A 23,003-nucleotide genomic window follows, 5' to 3' on the forward strand; every position below is an offset into this window, starting at 1 on the left:
TGCGTCCAGTGCGTGATAGATAGGCTGCATAGCCAAGAAAAAAGCCCCGCTTCCGCGGGGCTTTTTCGTCTCTATCCGTCAAGAATGCTGCGCTTAGAACTCCAGCGCGCGATCGCCGTTTTCGTCCTTGATGCGGTTCGGCAGACCAATCTTGTTCAGGATGTTCAGGAACGGCTTCGGCGGCAGTTCTTCCACATTGGCCATCTGCTTCACGTCCCATTCGCCGGTCGCGATGAGCATGGCAGCGGCGACCGGGGGAACGCCGGCGGTGTAGGAAATGCCCTGCGAGCCAACTTCTTCGTAAGCTTCCTTGTGGTCGGCCACGTTGTAGATGAAGACTTCGCGTTCCTTGCCGTCCTTGATACCCTTGACGATATCGCCGATGCAGGTCTTGCCGACATAGTCAGGCGCCAGCGACGACGGATCGGGCAGCACGGCCTTCACCACTTTCAGCGGCACGACTTCCAGACCTTCGGCCGTCTTGACCGGCTTCTCGGATAGGAGTCCGAGGTTCTTCAGGACGGTGAAGACGTTGATGTAGTGATCACCGAAACCCATCCAGAAGCGCACATCGGCACCGTCCATATTTTTCGACAGCGAATGCACTTCGTCATGGCCGGTCATATAGGCCTTCTGCTTGCCGACGACAGGCAGATCGAATTCCTGGCCGACTTCGAACATCTGGTTCGTCTGCCACTCACCCTTCTGCCAGGAATAAACGACGCCGGTGAATTCGCGGAAGTTGATTTCCGGATCGAAATTGGTGGAGAACCAGCGGCCGTGGCTGCCGGCATTGATGTCGACGATATCGACCGAGGTGACCTTGTCGAAATAGTCATCCTTGGCAAGGCGAGCATAGGCATTGACCACGCCGGGGTCGAAACCGACGCCGAGAATGGCGGTAACGCCCTTTTCCTTGCATTCTTGCGCACGCTTCCACTCGTAGTTTCCGTACCACGGCGGCGCCTCGCAAATCTTGGTGGGATCCTCGTGGATCGCCGTATCCATATAGGCAACACCCGTGTCCATGCAGGCACGAAGAACGGACATGTTGACGAAAGACGAACCGACATTGATGACGATCTCTACGCCGGTTTTCGTAATCAAGGCTTTCGTCGCCTCGATATCCATAGCGTCAAGCGCATGGGCCTCAAGTTTCACATCTGTCTTGAGGCTCTTCTTTTCGCGTACGGACTCGACAATCTTGCGGCACTTTCCCAAAGTCCGTGACGCAATATGAATGTCTCCCAATACATCGCTGTTCTGGGCGCATTTATGCGCCACGACCTGTGCTACGCCACCGGCGCCGATGATCAGAACGTTCTTCTTCATTTCAGGTGATGCCTCCTTTTCCCCGCAGGGATAAGCTTCGTTGGATGTTGAAACAGGGTTTTAAGACAGGCTTTGCTCGAAATCGGCAAAGTCGAATTCACGAACGGCGCGCACGGAGCCGTCCAGTTCCTTGATGGCAATCGTCGGCATCTTCACGCCGTTGAACCAATTCTTCTTGACCATGGTGTAACCGGCCGCATCTTGGAAGGAGATACGGTCGCCCACCTTCAGCTCCTTGTCGAAGCGGAAATCGCCGAAAATATCGCCGGCGAGGCAGGACTTGCCGCAGACCATGTAAGGATGTTCGCCCTCGTTCGGCGAGACCTTGGCGGTTTCGCGGTAGATCAGCAGATCGAGCATATGCGCTTCGATGGAGCTGTCGACGATGGCGAGGTTCTTGCCGTTGAACAGTGTGTCGAGAACCGTCACCTCAAGCGTCGTGCTCTTGGTGATCGAGGCTTCGCCCGGCTCCAGATAGACCTGCACGCCATATTTTTCGGAGAAAGCGCGCAGACGGTCGCAGAACTGGTCGAGCGGATAATCGTCACCGGTAAAGTGGATGCCGCCGCCAAGGCTCACCCATTCGGCACGCGACAGCAGCGATCCGAATTTCTCCTCGATCTGCGTCAGCATGCGGTCGAACAGCGAGAAATCACCGTTTTCGCAATTATTGTGGATCATGAAACCGGAAATGCGGTCCATGACCTTATCGACCTTCGCGACATCCCACTCGCCAAGACGGCTGAAGGGACGCGCAGGATCGGCCAGATCGAAGCTTGAGGAGCTGACCTGCGGATTGAGGCGCAGACCACGGGTGATGCCGGATGCTTTATCCGCAAAACGCTCCAGCTGACCGATCGAATTGAAGATGATCTTGTCGGCATTGGCGATCACGTCGTCGATTTCGTAATCGGCATAGGCAACGGAATAAGCATGGGTCTCGCCGCCGAATTTCTCGCGGCCGAGGCGCACTTCGTAGAGCGAGGACGAGGTGGTGCCATCCATATATTGCGACATGAAATCGAACACCGACCATGTGGCGAAGCATTTCAACGCCAACAGCGCCTTCGCGCCGGATTTTTCCCGCACATAGGCAATCTTCTCCATGTTGCGAAGAAGTTTTGTCTTGTCGATGAGGTAATAGGGCGTCTGCAGCATGTCGTTTCACATATTGATTGAAGTCAAGGTCGGTCTTGGATGATGGGCCTTATATGATGCTTGTGACAGGAAAACAAATGTCCGGGGTCGAATTCCTCGAAAATCGCCCCCGACCGGAAATGCCAGTGAAGAAAACATATGGTCGCGCGGAACCAAGCCGGCATGGGCGCGTTTGAATGACGGATAGACGGGTGTCTCGCCCGCCGAAACGAAGGTTAGGGGGCGGCGGCAATCAGTGAAATGCCCTCGTTCCATCAACGATGTTCAGGAAGGACTTCCCTTATGGCAAGCGTGCGCAACGTCAACGACAAGATCCAGCAATCCCTCGAAAACGGTGATGCAGCCGATGTGGCGGCACAGCTCGCTCAGCTTCGCGAAGATCTGGCAAATCTTGCCAAGAGCGTGAAGGCGCTCGGCGTCGGAGCGTCGCACGAGTTGAAGGCACAGGCTTCCCGCGTTGCCGACGACGCGATCTCGGCGTCGAGCGACATGGCCGACACGGTCCGCAACGAAATCTCCACGCTCAACGACAATCTGACGGACCAGGTTCAGAAGAACCCGCTCCAGTCGCTCGGGATTGCTGTCGGCGTCGGTTTCGTTCTTGCTCTCCTGACCCGCCGATAAGCCCATGCTTGAAGCATTGCTGGTCTATCTGGGGGAGACCCAGCGTGAAGGGCGCGTCGTTACGCGACGATTGCGCACGACGATAATCCTGTCGGCTCTGACCGCGATCTTCTTCCTGATCGCCTTCATTGCCGCGGTGGTGGCAGGGTCGATCTATCTCGCCAAACATGTCGGCGCAGGCCCCGCAGCACTCGTCGTTGCCGGTGCTGCCTTCCTGCTCGGCGTCATCATGCTGGTGGCACTCACCATCGTCAAACGGCCAAGAGTATATGCTGCAAGGCCCACCTTGGCGCCTTTGACGGCGGCACCGCTTGCAGCACCCCTCGCCCTGCAATCGCTGCTGACGCTGGCCATTCAGGCGCGTCCCTATGCGACGCTCGCCGTGGCTGTCGCGGCCGGTTTTCTGGCCACGAGGGCCGGTACCAAAAAGACCAAGTAATTTCTTGGCGGCACGCAAAAGGCAAACCGCGCATCCAGGCCATGGATGCGCGGTTTTTTTTATGTTACCGGCGAAGGATAGATCGGCTGATGGCATCCCGCGCCACGCCGCCCTCATTTGAACAAAGTGACATACAGTCTCGGCGCGTCCGTAATTTTCTGAAAGGCCATTGATGAAGAAGAAAGTCCTTGTCGTCGGCGGTGCCGGCTATATCGGTTCTCACACCTGCCTTCTCCTGTCTGAGCGAGGATATGAACCGGTTGTTTTCGACAATCTCTCCAACGGGCATGAGGAATTTGTCCGCTGGGGGCCTTTCGAACAGGGCGATATTCGCGACCGGGCGCGGCTGGACGAGGTCTTCGCCAAGCACCGACCGGAAGCCGTCCTTCACTTCGCCGCGCTTATCGAAGTCGGTGAATCTGTCAAGCAACCGGTGGCTTTTTACGACAATAACGTCATCGGCTCGCTCAACCTGCTTTCCGCCGCCATCGATGCCGGTGTCACGTCGTTCGTTTTCTCCTCCACCTGCGCAACCTACGGATTGCCGGAACAGGTGCCGATCGACGAGACACACCGGCAGGCGCCGATCAATCCCTATGGCCGCACCAAATGGGTGGTGGAGCAGGCGCTGAAGGATTACAGCACCTATAAGGGGCTGCGCTCGGTGATGCTGCGTTATTTCAACGCTGCGGGCGCAGATTTCGAAGGCCGCATCGGCGAATGGCACAAGCCGGAGACCCACGCGATCCCGCTTGCCATCGAGGCTGCACTCGGACGGCGCCAGGGCTTCAAGGTGTTCGGCACGGATTACGACACACGTGACGGCACCTGCGTGCGCGACTATATCCACATTCTCGATCTTGCCGATGCGCATGTGCGGGCAGTGGACTACCTGCTGGATGGCGGCGAGACTGTCGAACTCAACCTCGGCACCGGCACCGGCACCACGGTAAAGGAGCTGCTAGCGGCAATTTCGGAAGTCTCCGGCCGCCCCTTCCCCGTGGAATATACCGGACGGCGCGATGGCGACTCCACCACCCTCGTTGCCAATAACGACAAGGCCAGAGAGGTTCTCGGCTGGGAACCGCGCTATTCCCTCTCGGATATCATAAAATCTGCCTGGGCGTGGCATTCATCCCGCAATGCCGGGGACTGAACAAGCTTAAGCCAACACAAAAAAGCACCGGCCAAATGGCCGGTGCCTTCGCGGGACGACTGATAATCGCCTGTCCCGCTCCTGCCTCCCAGGTATGGAATTAAGGCTTGGTTGCCGATGTGGTCGTGCTGTCAGGGGCGGCCGGCACTGCCGCATTCTTTTCGCTGGCCTTCTGTTCCAGCGTCTTGAATTCCGGCGCGGCCTTCAGCGTTTCCGCCGTTTCAGTCGTGGTCAGGCGGATAGTGCCGTCCTGCGTGTTACGCGTCATTGTAACCTTGTCCATAGGAATGGCCACATCCTTGGCACCGATGCCGAGGAAGCCGCCGACACCAATCACGGCTGCGACAAGACCACCGTCCTGTTCCATGATGAGGTTGGTGACATTACCGATGCTCTCGTCAGCGCCGGTATAAACGGATTTACCGATGTAATCATTGGCGCTGACCTGATTTTCACCCTGCTCGGTGATGTAACCGCCACCAGTTGTCGCCGCGGCGCTATCGGCTGCCGTCGGAGCCGCCGGTGTCATCGGCGTTGCAGAAGGGCTTGCCGGCTCGGTCTGCGCGCTCGGGTTTGCCGGTGCAGGCTGTGTGGTTCCCTGAGCGATGGCGAGCGGCGCGAAAGCAGTCGTACCCATCAGTGCGGCGGTAAAGATAGTCGCGAGTTTCCTAGTCATTTTCGTACCTTCCTTTCATCGTTCTCAACTGGCCGGCGGTGATATTTCCTCCCGCTCCTCGACCGGTTCGATTGGCAAACGGCACGGTTGTGGAAATAGTTCCGATTTTTTCGATCACGGCTTTGGGAGATACCGTGAACCGCAGCAACCAAAGGTAAAAAATCAGCCATTGCTAACGGACGACAGCGCGCTATTATTCCTGCCGTAACAATGCCATGACTGCCGGAGTTTTTTATATGCCTCGACCCGGCAACAGACTGAAAGAAACGATTTCGGCTTTGCGTCGGCGCAGCGCCAATTTTTTCCCGACGGCTTCCATCGGCACTTATCTGGTGGTGATGGCGACCGTCATTACGCTGCCGCTTATCCTTTTCGTCGGTTATCTGATGTTGCGCCTCGAGGCGGAAAAACGCGACGACCTGCAACGGGAAACAATCGAGGACGTGCGGGTGGTTTCCCGCAACATCGACCGTCGCCTGCAGGAAATCGCCACGTCACTCAATCTGCTGTCGCAATTCCCCGAGCTTGAGAATGGAAACCTCGCTGCGTTTCAGGGACGCGTTGCCGAAAGCCTGAAACGGGAGGGCCTCTATGCCCTTCTCGCCACCAAAGATGGTCAGCAGCGGCTTAACACGCGCGTTCCCTACGGCCAGCCGCTGGGCAAGATCCCGGCCGAAGCAAATCTCGCCAAGGCAATTGAATCCCGCCGCATCACCGTCTCTGACCTGTTTTTTGGTTCCACCAGCAAAGAATGGGTATTCAACATCACCATGCCACTCGATCCGGAACTCGGATCGGCCGGAGACGCGTTGATCCTGACGCAGAATGCCAGTGATCTCAGCCGGCTCATTCCCACGGAAAACCTGCCGCGCCATTGGGCGGTCGCGATCATCGATGGCACCAACCGCGTGGTCGTTTCCAGTGCACAGGATGAGGCGGAAGTGGGCAAACCCTTTGTCAACCCCGCCATACTTTCGGAAATGCAGGCCTTCAGCGGCAATTTTTTCGACGGCAAGGGTAATCTCTACGCCTATGCGCAATTGCCAGGCTGGCAATGGAAGACCGTGATGTGGGGACCGCTTGCCGCGAGCCAGGCGGCGCTGATCGACACCTGGCGGCAGATGATGATCGGCAGCCTTGTGCTGGTGCTGATCGCCATCGGCGGCGCCTATCTCGTCGGCCGGCAATTACGCAGCTCCATCCGCGATCTGACCCACATGGCTGAGCGCATCGGTGAGGGCGAAATCGTGGCCCCCGTCGATACCAAGATAAAGGAGGCCAACCAGGTCGCCATCGCACTCTCCAACGCCTCCTTCGACAGAAGCCAGTCGGAAGAGCGGTTGCAGCTCTTGCTGCACGAGCTGGTACACCGCTCCAAGAACATTCTGACCCTGGTTCAGGCGATGATACGACAGCTGGGCAGGGAGAATAAAAGCATTCCGGAGTTTCAGAAGGAGGTGGATCACCGCCTGCGCGGCCTTGGGATGTCGATCCGGGCTCTCGCGGAAGTTCAATGGCAGGGTCTGCCGATCCGCAAGCTGATCGAAACCCATCTCGATGTTTTCGGCACGGTCGTGGAACGCTTCAGGCTGGAGGGCGACGATTTCATGCTGTCTCCGGAAGCGGCGCAAAATTTCGGGCTCGTGGTGCATGAGCTGACGACGAACTCCATCAAATATGGCGCACTTTCGGTTCCGCCGGGAAAAATAACCGTAAGCTGGAAAGCGCTCGAAAAAGACGGCCGGCAGATGCTCCATCTGGTCTGGACGGAGACAGGCGGGCCGCCCGCAACTGAGCCGAGCCGCAAGGGCTTCGGCACCACCGTCATCAAACGCCATGCGGAAGGCGCTTTCGGCGGAAACGTTACCACCGAATATCGCGAGACCGGCTTTGAATGGTCGCTGGAAGCGCCGATGCGCTATTTCATCCCCAAGCGAACCGAGCAGACACACTGAGCCGTCTTCGTCTGGGACAGCCAAAATTGGCCTCTGTCAAAAAAAATGCATTTTGTGGGAACCGAATGGGGCGGCGTGCATTTTTACTACAGGCCAAGCAATTCCCCCGTCCCCGCCTGAAGCTTGGCTGACTATAAACGGGTTTCACCCCTGAAAACCCGTCATAAAAATAGCACGGCTCTCTAATGGGCCGTGCTTTTTTTGTTGATTTCGGGCGTGGAAACGACCGCGCAGCCTCACTCTCACCTCCGCAATCATTGTCATGCGACCGCTGCGTCACCCGAAGGGAATTTGAGGCTATAGACGATCCGTTCCGGCGTAAGCTTATATTCGGCAACGCCACCGAGAGCGGAAGGCACCACCTTTTCCAGCACCACGCTGCCGAAACTGCCGCGCCTGGCCTCAGCCGGTTCCTTCGATGGCATCATCGGCTCGTTCCATTCGACGATGTAAAAATCACCGTCCTGGCGACACTGGAGAGAGATCGGCGGGTGATAGGCCAGATTGCCGCTGTGGCTGACGGTGTTGACGACCAGCTCATGGAAGGCGAGCCCGATATAAAGCGCACCATTCGGGTTGAGCAGCAGGTTTTCGCCTTCAATATGGATGAGGTTGGGATACTCAGGCACATATAGATCGAATTGCTGCCGCAGAAGCTCGAATATGCGCGCACCGCGCCAGTCCGAATCCGTGATGAGATCCTGGCTCTGGGCAAGGGCATGCAGCCGGCCGCGGAACTTGCGCAGGAAATCATCCTTGGTGAGGCTGAAACGGGCCGTCTGGCCGGCAAGGCTCTGAATGATCGCAAGAAGGTTCTTGGAGCGGTGGCTGACCTCGCGCAGCAGCGAGCGCAGAAGCTGTTCGCGCCGCCTTTCCGCCGTCACCTCCCGGATGGTGGTCTTCATCACCACCTGGTTCGACTGGTTGAAGGTGGAGTGGACCTGAAACTGGAAGACGCGGTCATTGCCGGCATTAACTTCCAGCATCCCACGGCTGCCTGCCGTGTTCATGTCCTTCTTGAGTTCAGCCAGTCGGACTGAGAGATCATTGCCAAACAGATTTTCATCAGTCGGGTGCGAATCCGCCGGAAGTTTCCAGACATCCGGCAGATTGGCCACGAATATATAGTCGCGGTTCCAGTCCTGCAGCATGACTGTCTCACCCGAATCGAGCAAGGCAAGAACAAGCGAATCGTGAAGCTCGCTTTCGTCCCTCTCCGCGTTATGCCATGCCAGCCGATGCAAATTCATCTCCTTGCAGAAAGCCGCGGGAAAGCCCCACGACCATAACCGCCAACGCCCGGGCACCACACCGGTTCCCGGTCAGGCTGCGGTTTCGGCAAATTTCAAGCCGCGACGCGTGAGCTTTCGTTGAAAAACAGGGCCTGGCTGATAAGCGCTTTCACCATGTCCGGATTAAACGGCTTCGTCACGAGGAAGGTCGGCTCCGGTCGCTCGCCTGTCAAAAGACGCTCGGGGAAGGCCGTGATAAAGATCACCGGGAGGGTGGTCATCTGCAGGATGTCCTTCATCGCGTCGAGACCGGAGCTGCCGTCGGCGAGCTGGATATCGGCAAGGATCATCTTGGGCTGGGTGCGATGGAAGAGATCGAGCGCTTCCGTGTGGGTGCGGGCGATGCCCGTGACGCGATGGCCGAGATCGGTCACCATCTGCTCGATATCCATGGCGATCAGAGGTTCGTCCTCGATGATCATGATATCGGTTGCCACCTGCCTTGCGATTTCAGAGGCCGCCTCGTCGATCAGTCTGCTGACCTGATCTTCGGACACTCTCAGAACCTCTGCGGTTTCCGATGGCGTGAACTCTTCAACCGTCGTCAAAAGGAAAGCCTGACGGGCCAATGCCGGCACGGCGGAGAGGTTCGCGGAGGCGCGTTTTTCCCAGCCGGACAGGTTTTCGTCGGTCTTAATATTGATCGTGACGGAACTAAAGATCGATACGAACAATTGATAGAGCGAAACGCGATCGCTGCTTGTCTGCGGAAAAATGCTGATATCGGCGATCAGAGCTTCGAGTGTTGCCGCAACATAGGCATCGCCCGTTGATTGTGAGCCGCAAACGGCACGCGCGAACCTGCGAAGATATGGCAGGTGCGGTGCGATGCGTGTAGAAACTGACATGGAATTCTCCCCTTTCATGCGGTCTGCAACGCAAACCCAAGATAGCAACGTGTGTATCGCAAAAAAAGTTCCGGACCGCCGGAACTATTTTTTTAACCGCGCATTCTTGCCACGACACAAAAGGAATACCGGACGTTATGAGCATGTTTCAATCGGACCAAGATTCGCCGGACAACTCGGCGCCCCCCCAGGTTCCACATTCCGGGCGGGCGGTGATTTCCCGCAAGCTCAGGGAGCTCTATGATGCCGTTCAGGAAGAAGGCATCCCTGACAAATTCCTCGATCTTCTCGAAAAACTCGATGAAGCCGAAAGCAAGGCCAACATGAAGGCTTCGGAGGAATGATGGCGAAAGAGCCGGAGCAGACAGAATATAATTTCAAGCGGGAAATGCTGGCGGCGTTGCCGAACCTGCGCGCGTTTGCGATTTCGCTTATCCGTTCGAGGGACCGTGCAGACGACCTCGTGCAGGACACGATCATGAAGGCCTGGGCCAAACAGGACAGCTTTCAGCCCGGCACCAACATGCGGGCATGGCTGGTGACGATCCTGCGCAACGAATTCTACAGCCAGATTCGTAAATCCGGTCGTGAAGTGCAGGATACGGACGGGGTCTATACCTCGCGCCTTTCCGTGCCGCCGGAACAGCACGGGTCCGTCGACCTTCAGGATTTCCGCACCGCACTCGCAAAATTGCCCGACGACCAGCGCGAAGCCATCCTGCTGATCGGTGCCTCGGGTTTTGCCTATGAGGAAGCTGCCGAGATTTGCGGTTGCCCGGTCGGCACGATCAAGAGCCGTGTGAGCCGTGCGCGGCTGCGCCTGCAGGAACTGCTCGGTATCGAAAACGAAAATGAATTCGGTCCTGATGCGCAGATGAGCGCGGTCACCGCCGCCGCCACGGCGGGCTGAAACAACGGAACTGGCAATGACAATGAACGGGCAGACTCGCGTCTGCCCGTTTTTCCGTATCCGCTTTTCAAATACCAGTTTCCTTGACCGACTGCATGACCACGAAGGTCGAGGTATTGGCGACAGATGGCAGACTCGAGATTTTTTCACCGAGCACCCTGCGGTATTTGCGGATGTCGCTGGTGCGGACCTTCAGGAGATAATCGAAGGCGCCAGCGATCATGTGGCACTCCTCCACTTCCTTGATCTTGCGCACCGCCGTGTTGAACTCCTCCAGCGCCTTTTCCCGCGTGTCGGAAAGCTTGACCTCGGCGAAGGCAATGTGATCGACGCCGAGCTTCTGTGGATTGAGCATGGCCCTGAAGCCGAGAATATAGCCCTCATCCACCAGCCGCTTCAGCCGTGTCTGGCAGGGCGTCTTGGAAAGGCCGACCGTTTTTGAGAGTTGCAATACGGACATGCGCCCGTCTTCGCTGAGCACCTCGAGAATCTTGAGATCGAAGTGATCCAGACCGTCTGTTTTTTGACTGTTTGCCATGCGATTTTACGCCGTTCTCTCATCATAAAAGTTCATATTGCCTGTTTTATCCTGAAAATAAGGCCATAGCAATTTTTGCGGCAATGATATTGTGAGTACCAGGATGACAAGCGGCGGGCGGAGGACACGCTGCCGCCGACGATCTGCCTTCAACAGCGTTTTCAGGATTTTCAGAATGGCCGATGGTGCAAGCAATGCCGGTGTAACTATCCAGCAGGCGGGAAACAGTATCTTCCAGAATTTTGCGCCGCCGGTGCGCGAACAGAGCCTGCTGCGCAAGGCGGTCACTGCCGCCTACCGCCGGGCAGAAGAAGAATGCATGGCGCCTTTGATCGAAGCGGCGACGGTGACGGCTGACCAGGCGAAAGCCATTCGCGACACCGCCCGCAAGCTGATCGAGGCGCTGCGTGCCAAAACCAAGGGCACAGGCGTCGAAGGGCTGGTGCAGGAATATTCGCTTTCCAGCCATGAGGGCGTGGCGCTGATGTGCCTTGCCGAAGCGCTGCTGCGCATTCCTGACACCGCCACCCGCGACGCGCTGATCCGCGACAAGATCGCGCGTGGCGACTGGAAGTCCCATATTGGCGGCGGGCGTTCGCTTTTCGTCAATGCCGCCACCTGGGGTCTCGTCATCACAGGCAAGCTCACTTCGACCGTCAATGACAGCGGCCTTTCAGCGGCGCTGACGAAGCTGATCGCCCGCGCCGGCGAACCCGTCATCCGCCGTGGCGTCGACATGGCGATGCGTATGATGGGCGAGCAGTTCGTGACCGGCGAAACCATCGGTGAGGCGATCAAGCGCTCCAAGCCGCTGGAGGAGCAGGGCTTTCAGTATTCCTATGACATGCTGGGCGAAGCCGCGACCACCGCAAAGGATGCGGAGCGTTATTACAAGGATTATGAAAACGCCATCCACACCATCGGCAAGGCCTCCGCCGGCCGCGGCATCTATGGCGGGCCGGGCATTTCCATCAAGCTTTCGGCGCTCCATCCACGCTACGCCCGCGCGCAGGCCGAGCGGGTGATGGCGGAGCTTCTGCCGCGCGTGAAATCGTTGATGCTGCTCAGCAAGACATACGATATCGGCCTCAATATCGATGCGGAAGAAGCCGACCGGCTGGAACTGTCGCTCGATCTTCTCGAGGAACTGGCGCTGGACAAAGACCTTGCCGGCTGGAATGGCCTCGGTTTCGTGGTGCAGGCCTATGGCCGCCGCTGCCCCTTCGTTCTGGATTACATCATCGATCTCGCCCGTCGTTCGGGCCGCCGCATCATGGTGCGTCTCGTCAAGGGCGCTTATTGGGATGCGGAAATCAAGCGTGCGCAGGTGGACGGGCTGGAAGACTTCCCGGTCTTTACCCGGAAAGTGCATACCGATGTCTCCTACATCGCCTGCGCCCGCAAGCTGCTCGACGCGCGCGATCTGGTCTTCCCGCAATTTGCGACCCACAATGCGCAGTCCATGGCGACCATCTATCACCTCGCCGGTCCCGATTTCAAACTCGGCGACTACGAGTTCCAGTGCCTGCACGGCATGGGCGAACCGCTTTACAGCGAAGTTGTAGGCAAAAAGAAACTCGACCGCCCCTGCCGTTTTTATGCCCCCGTCGGCACCCATGAGACGCTGCTGGCCTATCTCGTGCGCCGCCTTCTGGAAAACGGCGCGAACTCCTCCTTCGTCAATCGCATTGCCGATCCGGCCGTGCCGGTAGACTCGCTGCTGGAAGACCCGGTCGAGGTGGTGAAGGCCTACGCCGTTCCCGGTGCGCAGCACGACCGTATCGCCGCCCCCGCCGATCTCTTCGGCCCGGAACGGAAAAATTCCGCCGGCCTCGACCTCTCGAATGAAACAACGCTCTCCGCCCTCGACAAAACACTGAAGGCGGGTGCAGCAACGGAATGGAAGGCTGCGGCGCCACAGGCTGGCGGCCAGACGCGCCCGGTCCTCAACCCCGGCGACCACGACGATGTCGTCGGACATGTGACGGAACCCACCGAGGCCGATGTCGAAGCCGCCATGCAGCGGGCAGCCGCTTCAAGATGGCCCTCCACCCCGGTGGAAGAACGCGCCGCCTGCCTGGAACGCGCCGCTGACGCCATGCAGGCCGAAATTCCTGCGCTGCTGGGCCTCATCATGCGCGAGGCGGGAAAATCCATGCCGAACGCCATTGCCGAAGTGCGCGAGGCCATCGACTTCTTGCGTTATTATGCAGCGGAAGCCCGCAGGAATTTCACCGCCGGCGAAACGCCGCTTGGCCCGGTCGTCTGCATCAGCCCGTGGAACTTCCCGCTCGCCATCTTCATCGGGCAGGTGGCCGCAGCGCTGGTCGCCGGTAACACGGTTCTGGCAAAACCCGCCGAAGAAACCCCGCTTATCGCCGCGCAGGGGGTGCGCCTGCTGCATGAGGCGGGCGTTCCGCAAGACGCCGTGCAGCTTCTGCCGGGCGACGGTAAGACGGGTGCGGCGCTGGTCGGCTCACCACTGACGGCGGGCGTCATGTTCACCGGCTCCACGGAAGTGGCGCGGCTCATTCAGGGCCAGCTTGCCGGCCGGGCTCAGGCCAATGGCCAGCCGGTGCCGCTGATTGCCGAAACCGGTGGCCAGAACGCCATGATCGTTGATTCCTCAGCTCTCGCCGAACAGGTTGTCGCCGATGTCATCGCGTCTGCCTTCGACAGTGCTGGCCAGCGCTGCTCGGCACTGCGCATCCTCTGCCTGCAGGAAGATGTGGCGGACCGCACGCTGACCATGCTGAAAGGCGCGCTGCACGAATTGCGCATCGGCCGCACGGATCAGCTCTCCGTCGATGTTGGCCCCGTCATCACCGCCGAGGCCAAGGGCATCATCGAAAAGCATATTGACGGCATGCGGTCGCTCGGTCACCGCATCGAGCAGATTGCGCTTGCGGGAGAGACCGGCAAGGGAACCTTCGTGCCGCCGACCATCATCGAGATGAAATCGCTCGCCGATCTGAAGCGCGAGGTCTTCGGGCCGGTGCTGCACGTCATCCGCTTCAAGCGCGATCATCTCGACCGGCTGATCGATGAGATCAACGCCACCGGCTACGGCCTGACCTTCGGCCTGCATACGCGTCTCGACGATACGATCCAGCATGTGCTCTCCCGCGTTGCGGCCGGCAATCTTTATGTGAACCGCAACATCATCGGCGCGGTGGTCGGTGTGCAGCCCTTTGGCGGACGCGGCCTTTCCGGCACCGGCCCCAAGGCCGGCGGTCCGCTTTATCTCGGCCGCATGACGGAGAAAGCGCCAAAGATAGACCGCATCGCCAGCCAGCAGGATCAGGCCGCGGTCGATCTCGCCCGCTGGCTGGATGAAAATGGTCAGACCGTCGCGGCCGAAGCCGCACGCCAGGCGGCTGCGCTTTCCGGCCTTGGCTTTGAGGCCGAGCTGGCCGGCCCCGTCGGCGAGCGCAATGTCTATGCGCTGCATCCGCGCGGCAAGATCCTGCTGGTGCCGGCAACCGAACAGGGGCTTTACCGTCAGCTTGCGGCAGCACTCTCAACCGGCAACTCGGTTGTCATCGACAATGCTTCGGGACTGGAAAAGGCGATCTACGGCCTGCCGGCAAGCGTGACCTCGCGCATCGTCTGGGCGGATGACTGGGAAAAATCGGCACCCTTCGCCGGCGCGCTGGTCGAGGGCGATGCGGAACGCGTTGTTGCGATCAACAGGAAGATCGCCGCCCTGCCCGGCCCGCTGGTTCTCGTTCAGGCAGCGACGACGGACGCACTTTCCGGCGAAAGCCAGCCCTATACTCTCGACTGGCTGGTGGAAGAGGTCTCCGTCAGCGTCAACACCACGGCCGCCGGCGGCAATGCCAGCCTGATGAGCATTGGCTAAAACATGGTCCCGGCAGGGTCTCGGCCCTGCCGCTCCATCCTTTATCCGTTGATATCACCACGGCCGAAGAGCTGGTTCAGAACCTGTTCTTCCAGCCTTGCGAATTCCGGCGTGCCGTGGCGGCGCGGGCGCGGCAGTTTCACATCGAGATCGAGCGCGATGCGCCCCTCATCGATGACGACGATGCGATCGGCAAGCGCCACGGCCTCCGACACATCATGGGTGACAAGCACGGCGGTGAATTTTTGCTTGCGCCAGATACGCTCCAGCAGAAGCTGCATTTCGATGCGGGTCAGCGCATCGAGCGCCCCGAGCGGCTCGTCCAGTGCCAGGATTTGCGGATGGGCGACAAGCGCGCGCGCCAGCGCCACGTGTTGCTTCTGGCCACCGGAGAGCACATAGGGCCACTCGCCCGCCCGGTCCTTGAGACCGACCTCGTCGAGAATGCCGAGCGCCTGTTCCCTTGCCGCTTCGCCTTTGGCGATGCCGATCAGTCCCACCGAAACATTGTTTGCGATCCGCTCCCACGGCAGAAGCCGCGGCTCCTGAAACATCATGCGGGTGCGGTTCGATGGGTCTTTCGAGACGGTGCCGGTCGTCGGCGTGTCGAGGCCCGCCAGAATGCGCAAAAGCGTGCTCTTGCCACAGCCGCTCTTGCCAATAACAGCCAGAAACTCGCCTTCCCGCACATCGAGATCGATGCCACGCAGGACCGGCTTGTCGCCAAAGCTTTTCGTGACGTTGCGGAAGCTGAAGGCGACCTTGCCTTCAGCCGGTTTGGCGAGGTGTTCGATCTTCACCTCGGTTCCGGCCGGAAGGGATGGCGGGGCTTCGGGGCGTCTCAGCGTCGTCACATTACCGGTCGACATGGGTTACCTCAGACTTTCTTGAAGGCTGGATGCCATTGCAGGAAGATGCTTTCGAGGAAGCGGGCGAAACTGTCGGCGAGCTTGCCGAGAAGCGCATAGATGAGGATCGACAGCACAACGACATCGATCAGCAGGAACTCGCGCGCCTGCATGGCCATGTAGCCGAGGCCGGAGGACGAGGAGATGGTTTCCGCCACGATCAAGGTCAACCACATGATGCCGAGCGCATAACGCAGTCCGGTGAAGATGGATGGCAGCGCGCCGGGCAGAATCACCCGCCGGAACAGCGTGAAGGGCGACATGCCGTAGGTGCGGCCCATCTCCACCAGTTGCGGATCGACCCCCTGAATGCCGAGCAGCGTGTTGATGTAGATAGGGAAAAACACGCCGAGCGCGACGAGAAAGAGCTTCGCTTCCTCATCGATGCCGAACCACAGGATGACGAGCGGAATGAGCGCCAGATGTGGGATATTGCGGATCATCTGCAGCGTCGTATCGGTGAAACTGCGGGAAAATCTAGACAGGCCATTGGCGAGCCCGAAGATGAAGCCGATGGAGCCGCCGATGGCAAAGCCGGCGAGTGCGCGGGCGGAACTGACGCCGATATTGGCGATAAGTTCACCCGAGAGCAGAAGCCGCCAGAAGGCTTCCGCGACAGCGGAGGGGGCCGGAAGCACGTTGGCAGAAATCAGGCCAACACGCGCCGCCACCTCCCATCCTGCAAGGATGAGGGCGGGAAGCAGCCAGCCGGTGGCCGCGCCACCTATCTCGATACGCTTTCCAGTGCTCATGGCATCCCCTCCGGTCTGGCTCAGTTGGTCGCACCCGACCAGACGGCATCCTTGATGCTGATCTGTTTCGGGATGAGGCCCAGACGATAAAAGCGGTCGGCGGTTTCCTGCTGGCTGGCGACGATTTTGTCGTCGATCCTGGTGATGCCGAATTCCGAGCGGTTGGCGGCAAGCGTCTGCGCCTCCAATGGAACGCCCGTCACCTCGTGCAGGGCAGCCGCCACCTTGTCGCGGTTGGCGGCAGACCATTTCGCCGCTTCGCCCAAGGCACCGACGGTGGTGTTGATCGTATCCGCATGGGATTTGGCATAATCGCGATTGGCGAGGAAATAGGTGCTGACATCAAGAACCTCGCTGGTGCGAGCCAGAGTGACCGGCTTGTAGCGGGTTTCGGCAATCGCGTAGAATGGATCCCATACGGCCCAGGCATCGATCTTGTCGCTGGCAAAAGCAGCCGCGGCATCGGCGGGGCTGAGATAGGTCACATCGATATCACTGAGTTTCAGGCCGTTTTTCTCCAGCGCCGCCACCAGCAGATTGTGGGCACTGGTGCCCTTGCCGACACCGACCTTCTTGCCCTTGAGATCGGCAACCGATTTGATGCCGCTTTCAGGCTTGGTGAAGATCGCCTCGCCCTTGCCGTTCGAAGGAAGCGCCGCGACATAAACGATGGCTGAACCCGCCGCCTGTCCGAAAATCGGCGGTGCATCACCTGTCCAGCCGACATTGATGGAACCGACATTCAGGGCTTCCACCAGCGGCGGGCCTGCCGTGAACTCCACCCAGGACACCTTGACGCCCTTGGCCTCGAGCGCCTTTTCGATGACGCCCTGCTGCCTTGCGATAACCGGCAGGCCGGTTTTCTGGTAACCGATCTTCAGTTCTTCCGCAGCCTGTGCGGCAAAAGGAAGAACAGAAAGAGCGGCGGCGGCGATAAGACCGGCGGAAAGAGCGCGTCGGGTAATGGCTGGCATTTCATCTCCTATCACCAGCCCCACTGGCCGGTCTGCGATATGGAGCAATGCTAGGGTTTTCAATAAAAACGATAGAGAGACAATAATTCAATATAACGGATATGGCAGGAATAAAATTCCGCCACCATCATGCTTCTCCGCAAATATTGGCGGCGGCTCATTTTTAGCCCCAAACGAAAACGCCGGCGCACGCGGCGCCGGCATATACATCAATCGTCCTAGGATGTGCTTATTCGATATCGAAGGAAACGCCCTGCGCCAAAGGCAGCGCCTTGGAATAGTTGATGGTGTTGGTGGCGCGGCGCATATAGGCCTTCCAGGAATCCGAACCGGATTCGCGGCCGCCACCGGTTTCCTTCTCGCCGCCAAACGCGCCGCCGATTTCCGCACCCGATGTGCCGATATTGACGTTGGCAATGCCGCAATCCGAGCCTTCCGACGACAGGAAACGTTCCGATTCCTGGATGTCGCGGGTGAAGATCGACGAGGAAAGACCAGCAGCAACGGCGTTATGCGCGTCGATCGCCTGGTCGAGATCGCTATACTTCATGACATAGAGGATCGGCGCAAAGGTCTCTTCCAGCACCGGACCAACCTGCTTCGGCATTTCGACGAGTGCAGGTTTCACGTAATAGGCATCTGCCGCACCGGTATCCACACGGCCGCCGCCATTCACAACGCCACCGGCCGCCTTGGCAGCCTCAAGCGCCTTTTGCATGCCGTCAAAGGCCGCCTTGTCGACCAGCGGGCCAACGAGTGCGGAACTTTCCAGCGGATTGCCGACGGAGACGGACGCGTAAGCCTTTTTCAGGCGCGGCACGAGCTCGTCATAGACGCTGTCATGCACGAAAAGCCGACGAAGCGTCGTGCAGCGCTGGCCGGCGGTGCCCATGGCGCCGAAGGCGATGGCGCGCAGCGCCATGTCGAGATCGGCAGACGGGCAGACGATGCCGGCATTGTTGCCGCCAAGTTCCAGAATGGCGCGGGCGAAGCGCTTGGCCAGACGCGGACCGACATCGCGGCCCATACGGGTCGAGCCGGTGGCGGAGACGAGCGGCACCTTGGCATTGTTCACCATGGCTTCACCCACGGCGCGGTCACCGATCAGCAGCTGGGACAGACCTTCCGGCGCATCGCCAAAGCGGGCGGCGGCGCGCTCGAAGATGCCCTGCACGGCAAGGGCCGTAAGCGGGGTCTTCTCCGAAGGCTTCCAGACCACCGAATTACCGCAGACGAGGGCAAGTGCGGCATTCCACGACCAGACGGCAACGGGGAAATTGAAGGCCGAGATGACGCCGACGACGCCAAGCGGATGCCAGGTTTCCATCATGCGGTGGCCGGGACGTTCGGTGGCGATGGTGAGGCCGTAAAGCTGGCGGGACAGACCGACGGCGAAATCGCAGATATCGATCATCTCCTGCACTTCACCGAGGCCTTCGGACGGGATTTTGCCCGCCTCCAGCGAGACGAGACGGCCAAGATCGGTCTTGAAGGCGCGCAGTTCTTCGCCCAGCAGGCGGATCAACTCACCACGACGGGGCGCCGGCACATTACGCCAGGTCCTGAACGCCGCATCCGCCTTGTCGACCACGGCTGCGACACCTTCGACCGACACGGACCTGAGGCTCGCGATCTGCTCACCCGTCACGGGGCTGAAGGACGCCATGTCGCCGCCGGTATAAAGATCGCGGGCAACACCCATCTTGTCGAGCAGAGCCGCGGCTTCCTGTTTCACGTCAAGCTTCGTCATCGCATCCATGTCCATCGTCCTTGTGGTTGAAAGGGGAGGAAAGGCCGTTTGGATACGGCGCTTTCAACTCCCGTCACTCATCTTTCCCCGAATTTTTCATTCGTTGTTTGAAACTGGGCCGGCAGCGCTGGAAAACACCGTTCCATTCTTTCCCGTAATCATATATGGCCATAACGACCCTTTTCCAATGAGGAAAGCGGGTAAGTTGATGCGAGAATAGAATGGATCCGCGCAGAAGACTGGTTCCTGATATCATTACCCTGCAAGCGTTCGAATGCGCGGCACGGCATGGCAATTTTACGCGCGCGGCTGAAGAACTCAACCTCACGCAGAGTGCCGTCAGCCGACAGATCGGCGAGCTGGAAGCCCAGACGGGAATGCAGCTCTTCGAGCGCATCCGCAGACGGGTCGTGCTTTCGGAAGCCGGGCGCAAATTCCTGCCCGATGTGCGGCGCCTGTTGCAGCAATCCGAACAGTTGATGGTGCGTGCGGTTTCCGCCGGGACGTCGCATGCATCCCTTTCCGTAGCAACACTGCCGACATTCGGAAGCCGCTGGCTGATGCCGCGCCTCTCCCGCTTCATCGATGCCAACCCCGATATGACGATCACAATCGGCTCACGCTCGCATCCCTTCGATTTTGACGAGGAAGGTTTCGATCTCGCCATTCATTATGGCCAGCCAATCTGGGCACATGGCACCTGTACGTTCTTATGCAATGAAGTGATCGTGCCGGTTGCCAGCCCTGCTTTGCTCCGCCGCGCCGGCGTGAACCGAGCACAGGATCTGGCCCGGCAACCGCTGCTGCATGTCACGACGCGGCCGAAACTCTGGACGGAATGGCTGGAAATGAACGGCGTGACCGCAGACAATGCCTATCAGGGCAGCCGTTTCGACCAGTTTTCGATGATCATCGAGGCCGCCGCGAGCGGCATCGGTTTTGCCCTTCTGCCGCGATATCTCATTGAGGCAGAGCTTGCCTCCAGCCGCCTCGAAATCGTATTCGACATCCCCTTGCAGACCGACAAGAGCTATTATGTCGCCCTGCCGGAGGGACGTCAGGACAATGTACTTGCCCGCGCCTTTCAGGCGTGGCTGCTCGATCAGGTGGGCAAGCCGGTCTAGGCCGTTATGTACGCCTGTGTCGATAATCGACGATCAAAGTCGATTGCGGAAGAACGGGTTCCAGCGCACGGTGCCGAGCCTGACTTTTTCGCGGATCATCGTCAAAAGCCCCGATGCAGCGATGACGGCGAGACCCAGCACCGCGATGGCGTCAGGGTATTCGTGGAAGAAGGTCATGCCGATCGCCACTGCCCAGAGGATTTGCGAATAATGCGAGGGCGCGATCTGGCTTGCCGGCGCAATGCGGGTGGCGACCAGAAGTGTGATCTGTCCCGTCGCCGTGCAAAGGCCGATGAAGGCGAAGGCCAGAAGCTGGTGCAGGTTGGGCATGACGAAATCAGGAATGGAAGCGATCCCATTGAAAGTTAGCCCGTAAATCAACAGCACACCCATGATCGAGGTGCGTTTTTCCTTGCCCGCCAGCGAGCGCAAAAGCACGATGGTCATGGCCGCCAGGAACGCCACGCCGATGGCGGCGATATGGCCGAGTTCCAGCGTCTTGAAGCCCGGGCGTACGACGAGGATGACACCGACGATGCCGGCCAGAACCGCCGCCCAGCGCCATGGGCCGATATTCTCCTTCAGCACCACGGCAGAAAGCACGGTCACGAAAAGCGGCGACAGAAAGATCAGCGCATAAGCTTCGGCCAGCGGAATGGTGGTGAAGGCATAGATGCCGAAAATACCGGCGAAGAGACCGGAAATCGCGCGCCCATGCACAGCAAAGGGCCGGCTCATGCGCCAGAATTCGCGCCACCTTTCCTCCCGTGGCTTGCTGAAGAAGATGAAGATGCCGGAAAAGAGGATGCTGAAGAAGCCGATCTCGAAAACGCTGATCTGTGACCCAAGCGACTTGATCGTGGCATCGCCCATGGAAAAGGTCGCATAAGCGAACAGACCGAGCAGAAAACCCTTTTGCATTTGACTTCCCCGAACATCGACCGCAACGCAAAGCATCCCCCGGCCGCGTGGCGCGACCCGAGCACCCTATTAAAGGGCAGACAGTCTGGCAGATTTGATCCTCGACCCTATGGCTAGACCCGGCTACCTATGAGTGCAAGCCGCAAAAACGGCAAAATTGCCGGATTGGACGCAGCTGGTGCAAATGGCTGCAAGGTGCGGCAAATTTGTCCCGCCAAGGCCATCACATCACCGTCATGGAAAGAGGTTAGCCGGTGTTGATCGTGGCGCTTGGCGACGGACATGAAGGCGGCTAAACATCATCATGCGATTTTTCACCCGCCGATTTCCCCGGCCGGTGCAGCCGCGTTAACATGGCCTCGCTAACCGAAAGGAAAAAGAATGCGGATTGTGATGATCGGTTCGGGTTATGTCGGCCTCGTGTCCGGCGCGTGTTTTGCAGATTTTGGCCATGATGTGGTCTGCGTCGACAAGATGCCGGAGAAAATCGAGGCTTTGAAAAGCGGCCATATTCCGATCTTCGAGCCGGGTCTGGAAACCATCGTCGCCAACAACGCCAAGGCTGGCCGGTTGAGCTTCACGACAGATCTTTCCGCCGCTGTCGCCAATGCCGATGTCGTCTTCATCGCGGTCGGTACGCCTTCGCGGCGCGGGGATGGACATGCCGATCTCGGTTATGTCTACGCGGCAGCGAAAGAGATCGCCCATGCTCTTGATGGTTTCACCGTCATCGTCACCAAATCCACTGTTCCCGTTGGCACCGGCGACGAGGTGGAGCGCATCATTCGCGAGGAAAACCCCTCGGCCGATTTTGCCGTGGTTTCCAACCCGGAATTCCTGCGCGAAGGGGCTGCCATCGAGGATTTCAAGCGGCCGGACCGCATTGTCGTCGGCCTCTCGGATGAGCGCGCACGCCCTGTGATGACCGAAGTTTACCGCCCGCTTTACCTCAACCAGTCGCCGCTGCTCTTCACCACAAGGCGCGCTTCCGAACTCATCAAATATGCCGCCAACGCCTTTCTGGCGATGAAGATCACCTTCATCAACGAAATGGCTGACCTCTGCGAAAAGGTCGGCGCCAATGTGCAGGATGTTTCCCGCGGGATTGGTCTCGATGGCCGTATCGGCTCGAAATTCCTGCATGCCGGCCCCGGTTATGGTGGCTCCTGTTTCCCGAAGGATACGCTGGCGCTCGCCAAGACCGCGCAGGATTATGATGCGCCGGTACGGCTGATCGAAACCACCATCGCCGTCAACGACACGCGCAAGCGCGCCATGGGCCGCAAGGTCATCAATGCGGTGGGCGGTGACGTGCGCGGCAAGAAAATCGCCGTGCTGGGCCTGACCTTCAAGCCGAACACTGACGACATGCGCGACAGCCCGGCCATCGCCATCATCCAGACCCTGCAGGATGGCGGCGCAAAGGTGGTCGGCTACGATCCGGAAGGCATGGCGAATGCCCGGCACCTGATGGAAGATATCGACTATGCGGCCGGCCCTTACGAGGCAGCGGAAGGCGCCGACGCCGTCGTGATCGTGACGGAATGGAACCAGTTCCGCGCGCTAGACCTGCCGCGCCTCAAAGCCATCATGAAAAGTCCTGTGCTCGTGGATTTGCGCAATATCTACCGCACGGACGAGGTCGCCGGCCATGGCTTCATCTATGCCGCGGTGGGTCGCCCGCATGAAGGCAGTTCGGGCAACGACACCTGAAGGCTTCGCTTTCGCAATTTCATCAAGAGATTTTCCGCGCTTCGGTCTGACCGCAAACGCACCAACGGATT

General features: G+C 59.2%; 20 protein-coding genes. 9 read left to right on the forward strand and 11 right to left on the reverse strand.

From position 1 onward, the window contains the following. Positions 1 to 93: 93 nt before the first annotated feature. Entirely contained in the window at positions 94 to 1,332 is a 1,239-nt protein-coding gene (locus GSF67_RS17845; RefSeq protein WP_006313933.1) for a saccharopine dehydrogenase family protein, read from the reverse strand. A gap of 60 nt (positions 1,333 to 1,392) precedes the next feature. Beyond that, the gene (nspC, locus tag GSF67_RS17850; protein WP_006313932.1) at positions 1,393 to 2,490 is read right to left on the reverse strand and encodes a carboxynorspermidine decarboxylase; all 1,098 of its coding nucleotides are present in this window, start codon (positions 2,488 to 2,490) and stop codon (positions 1,393 to 1,395) included. 282 nt (positions 2,491 to 2,772) lie between these two features. Here nspC and GSF67_RS17855 point away from each other — a divergent pair, with 282 nt between their 5' ends. The 3 genes from GSF67_RS17855 (at position 2,773) to galE (ending at position 4,709) form a co-directional block, all read left to right on the forward strand. After that, positions 2,773 to 3,114: a YqjD family protein gene (locus tag GSF67_RS17855; RefSeq protein WP_006313931.1), complete on the forward strand. Its 342-nt coding sequence runs from the start codon at positions 2,773 to 2,775 to the stop codon at positions 3,112 to 3,114. 4 nt (positions 3,115 to 3,118) lie between these two features. Beyond that, positions 3,119 to 3,553, forward strand: a complete 435-nt coding sequence (locus GSF67_RS17860) for a hypothetical protein (protein WP_006313930.1) — start codon at positions 3,119 to 3,121, stop codon at positions 3,551 to 3,553. Between the two features lie 172 nt (positions 3,554 to 3,725). Further along, complete coding sequence (galE, locus tag GSF67_RS17865; protein ID WP_006313929.1) at positions 3,726 to 4,709, forward strand: UDP-glucose 4-epimerase GalE; 984 nt, start codon at positions 3,726 to 3,728, stop codon at positions 4,707 to 4,709. Positions 4,710 to 4,809: 100 nt separating this feature from the next. Here galE and GSF67_RS17870 read toward each other — a convergent pair whose 3' ends face one another. Next, the gene (locus tag GSF67_RS17870) at positions 4,810 to 5,385 is read right to left on the reverse strand and encodes a PRC-barrel domain-containing protein (protein WP_006313928.1); all 576 of its coding nucleotides are present in this window, start codon (positions 5,383 to 5,385) and stop codon (positions 4,810 to 4,812) included. A gap of 236 nt (positions 5,386 to 5,621) precedes the next feature. On the opposite strand from GSF67_RS17870, the gene GSF67_RS17875 reads away from it, so the two are divergent. Next, a complete protein-coding gene (locus GSF67_RS17875) occupies positions 5,622 to 7,340 on the forward strand; it encodes a sensor histidine kinase (protein ID WP_035215803.1) in 1,719 nt (572 codons plus the stop codon). A 260-nt stretch (positions 7,341 to 7,600) separates the two neighbouring features. On the opposite strand, the gene GSF67_RS17880 is transcribed toward GSF67_RS17875, so the two are convergent. Beyond that, entirely contained in the window at positions 7,601 to 8,590 is a 990-nt protein-coding gene (locus GSF67_RS17880; RefSeq protein ID WP_006313926.1) for a sensor histidine kinase, read from the reverse strand. A gap of 95 nt (positions 8,591 to 8,685) precedes the next feature. After that, positions 8,686 to 9,480, reverse strand: coding sequence for a response regulator (locus GSF67_RS17885; protein WP_006313924.1), 795 nt, complete (start codon positions 9,478 to 9,480; stop codon positions 8,686 to 8,688). Between the two features lie 137 nt (positions 9,481 to 9,617). On the opposite strand from GSF67_RS17885, the gene GSF67_RS17890 reads away from it, so the two are divergent. Both GSF67_RS17890 and GSF67_RS17895 read left to right on the forward strand, forming a co-directional pair. Then, positions 9,618 to 9,824, forward strand: a complete 207-nt coding sequence (locus GSF67_RS17890) for a NepR family anti-sigma factor (RefSeq protein ID WP_006313923.1) — start codon at positions 9,618 to 9,620, stop codon at positions 9,822 to 9,824. After that, positions 9,824 to 10,390 carry an RNA polymerase sigma factor gene (locus GSF67_RS17895; RefSeq protein ID WP_006313922.1) on the forward strand — a complete coding sequence of 189 codons (567 nt, stop codon included), beginning with the start codon at positions 9,824 to 9,826 and terminating at the stop codon, positions 10,388 to 10,390. The genes GSF67_RS17890 and GSF67_RS17895 overlap by 1 nt, the downstream gene beginning before the upstream one ends. A 67-nt stretch (positions 10,391 to 10,457) precedes the next feature. Here the strand turns inward: GSF67_RS17895 and GSF67_RS17900 are convergent, their stop codons facing one another. Beyond that, on the reverse strand, positions 10,458 to 10,928 hold the full coding sequence (locus GSF67_RS17900) for an Lrp/AsnC family transcriptional regulator (protein WP_006313921.1): 471 nt from the start codon (positions 10,926 to 10,928) through the stop codon (positions 10,458 to 10,460). A 175-nt stretch (positions 10,929 to 11,103) separates the two neighbouring features. Between GSF67_RS17900 and putA the strand changes: the two genes are divergently transcribed. Continuing rightward, positions 11,104 to 14,790: a trifunctional transcriptional regulator/proline dehydrogenase/L-glutamate gamma-semialdehyde dehydrogenase gene (gene putA / locus GSF67_RS17905; protein ID WP_006313920.1), complete on the forward strand. Its 3,687-nt coding sequence runs from the start codon at positions 11,104 to 11,106 to the stop codon at positions 14,788 to 14,790. A 41-nt stretch (positions 14,791 to 14,831) separates the two neighbouring features. Here putA and GSF67_RS17910 read toward each other — a convergent pair whose 3' ends face one another. From GSF67_RS17910 to GSF67_RS17925, 4 genes are all read right to left on the reverse strand, one after another. After that, positions 14,832 to 15,659 carry an ABC transporter ATP-binding protein gene (locus GSF67_RS17910; protein ID WP_176072058.1) on the reverse strand — a complete coding sequence of 276 codons (828 nt, stop codon included), beginning with the start codon at positions 15,657 to 15,659 and terminating at the stop codon, positions 14,832 to 14,834. An 8-nt stretch (positions 15,660 to 15,667) separates the two neighbouring features. After that, positions 15,668 to 16,450, reverse strand: a complete 783-nt coding sequence (locus GSF67_RS17915; protein ID WP_006313917.1) for an ABC transporter permease subunit — start codon at positions 16,448 to 16,450, stop codon at positions 15,668 to 15,670. Between the two features lie 20 nt (positions 16,451 to 16,470). Next, positions 16,471 to 17,424, reverse strand: a complete 954-nt coding sequence (locus tag GSF67_RS17920; RefSeq protein ID WP_006313916.1) for an aliphatic sulfonate ABC transporter substrate-binding protein — start codon at positions 17,422 to 17,424, stop codon at positions 16,471 to 16,473. A gap of 229 nt (positions 17,425 to 17,653) precedes the next feature. Then, positions 17,654 to 19,183, reverse strand: a complete 1,530-nt coding sequence (locus tag GSF67_RS17925) for an aldehyde dehydrogenase family protein (protein ID WP_083815923.1) — start codon at positions 19,181 to 19,183, stop codon at positions 17,654 to 17,656. A gap of 212 nt (positions 19,184 to 19,395) precedes the next feature. Here GSF67_RS17925 and GSF67_RS17930 point away from each other — a divergent pair, with 212 nt between their 5' ends. After that, positions 19,396 to 20,298: a LysR family transcriptional regulator gene (locus GSF67_RS17930; protein ID WP_006313913.1), complete on the forward strand. Its 903-nt coding sequence runs from the start codon at positions 19,396 to 19,398 to the stop codon at positions 20,296 to 20,298. A gap of 33 nt (positions 20,299 to 20,331) precedes the next feature. Here GSF67_RS17930 and GSF67_RS17935 read toward each other — a convergent pair whose 3' ends face one another. Continuing rightward, a complete protein-coding gene (locus GSF67_RS17935; protein ID WP_006313912.1) occupies positions 20,332 to 21,219 on the reverse strand; it encodes a DMT family transporter in 888 nt (295 codons plus the stop codon). A 381-nt stretch (positions 21,220 to 21,600) separates the two neighbouring features. Between GSF67_RS17935 and GSF67_RS17940 the strand changes: the two genes are divergently transcribed. Continuing rightward, entirely contained in the window at positions 21,601 to 22,932 is a 1,332-nt protein-coding gene (locus GSF67_RS17940) for a UDP-glucose/GDP-mannose dehydrogenase family protein (RefSeq protein ID WP_006313911.1), read from the forward strand. Positions 22,933 to 23,003 lie beyond the last annotated feature (71 nt).

This window comes from Agrobacterium sp. CGMCC 11546 (genome assembly GCF_013365515.1).
Classification (GTDB): Bacteria; Pseudomonadota; Alphaproteobacteria; order Rhizobiales; family Rhizobiaceae; genus Agrobacterium; species Agrobacterium fabrum.

What these genes read in the sequence shown, in the direction of transcription:
- GSF67_RS17930 (WP_006313913.1), top strand. Translation starts at nt 19,396, where the DNA reads ATGGATCCGCGCAGAAGACTGGTTCCTGATATCATTACCCTGCAAGCG.
- GSF67_RS17900 (WP_006313921.1), bottom strand. Translation starts at nt 10,928, where the DNA reads ATGGCAAACAGTCAAAAAACAGACGGTCTGGATCACTTCGATCTCAAG.
- GSF67_RS17875 (WP_035215803.1), top strand. Translation starts at nt 5,622, where the DNA reads ATGCCTCGACCCGGCAACAGACTGAAAGAAACGATTTCGGCTTTGCGT.
- GSF67_RS17885 (WP_006313924.1), bottom strand. Translation starts at nt 9,480, where the DNA reads ATGTCAGTTTCTACACGCATCGCACCGCACCTGCCATATCTTCGCAGG.
- GSF67_RS17895 (WP_006313922.1), top strand. Translation starts at nt 9,824, where the DNA reads ATGGCGAAAGAGCCGGAGCAGACAGAATATAATTTCAAGCGGGAAATG.
- GSF67_RS17920 (WP_006313916.1), bottom strand. Translation starts at nt 17,424, where the DNA reads ATGCCAGCCATTACCCGACGCGCTCTTTCCGCCGGTCTTATCGCCGCC.
- GSF67_RS17890 (WP_006313923.1), top strand. Translation starts at nt 9,618, where the DNA reads ATGAGCATGTTTCAATCGGACCAAGATTCGCCGGACAACTCGGCGCCC.
- GSF67_RS17935 (WP_006313912.1), bottom strand. Translation starts at nt 21,219, where the DNA reads ATGCAAAAGGGTTTTCTGCTCGGTCTGTTCGCTTATGCGACCTTTTCC.
- GSF67_RS17860 (WP_006313930.1), top strand. Translation starts at nt 3,119, where the DNA reads ATGCTTGAAGCATTGCTGGTCTATCTGGGGGAGACCCAGCGTGAAGGG.
- GSF67_RS17925 (WP_083815923.1), bottom strand. Translation starts at nt 19,183, where the DNA reads ATGGATGCGATGACGAAGCTTGACGTGAAACAGGAAGCCGCGGCTCTG.
- GSF67_RS17845 (WP_006313933.1), bottom strand. Translation starts at nt 1,332, where the DNA reads ATGAAGAAGAACGTTCTGATCATCGGCGCCGGTGGCGTAGCACAGGTC.
- nspC (WP_006313932.1), bottom strand. Translation starts at nt 2,490, where the DNA reads ATGCTGCAGACGCCCTATTACCTCATCGACAAGACAAAACTTCTTCGC.
- GSF67_RS17855 (WP_006313931.1), top strand. Translation starts at nt 2,773, where the DNA reads ATGGCAAGCGTGCGCAACGTCAACGACAAGATCCAGCAATCCCTCGAA.
- putA (WP_006313920.1), top strand. Translation starts at nt 11,104, where the DNA reads ATGGCCGATGGTGCAAGCAATGCCGGTGTAACTATCCAGCAGGCGGGA.
- GSF67_RS17915 (WP_006313917.1), bottom strand. Translation starts at nt 16,450, where the DNA reads ATGAGCACTGGAAAGCGTATCGAGATAGGTGGCGCGGCCACCGGCTGG.
- GSF67_RS17940 (WP_006313911.1), top strand. Translation starts at nt 21,601, where the DNA reads ATGCGGATTGTGATGATCGGTTCGGGTTATGTCGGCCTCGTGTCCGGC.
- GSF67_RS17910 (WP_176072058.1), bottom strand. Translation starts at nt 15,659, where the DNA reads ATGTCGACCGGTAATGTGACGACGCTGAGACGCCCCGAAGCCCCGCCA.
- GSF67_RS17880 (WP_006313926.1), bottom strand. Translation starts at nt 8,590, where the DNA reads ATGAATTTGCATCGGCTGGCATGGCATAACGCGGAGAGGGACGAAAGC.
- GSF67_RS17870 (WP_006313928.1), bottom strand. Translation starts at nt 5,385, where the DNA reads ATGACTAGGAAACTCGCGACTATCTTTACCGCCGCACTGATGGGTACG.
- galE (WP_006313929.1), top strand. Translation starts at nt 3,726, where the DNA reads ATGAAGAAGAAAGTCCTTGTCGTCGGCGGTGCCGGCTATATCGGTTCT.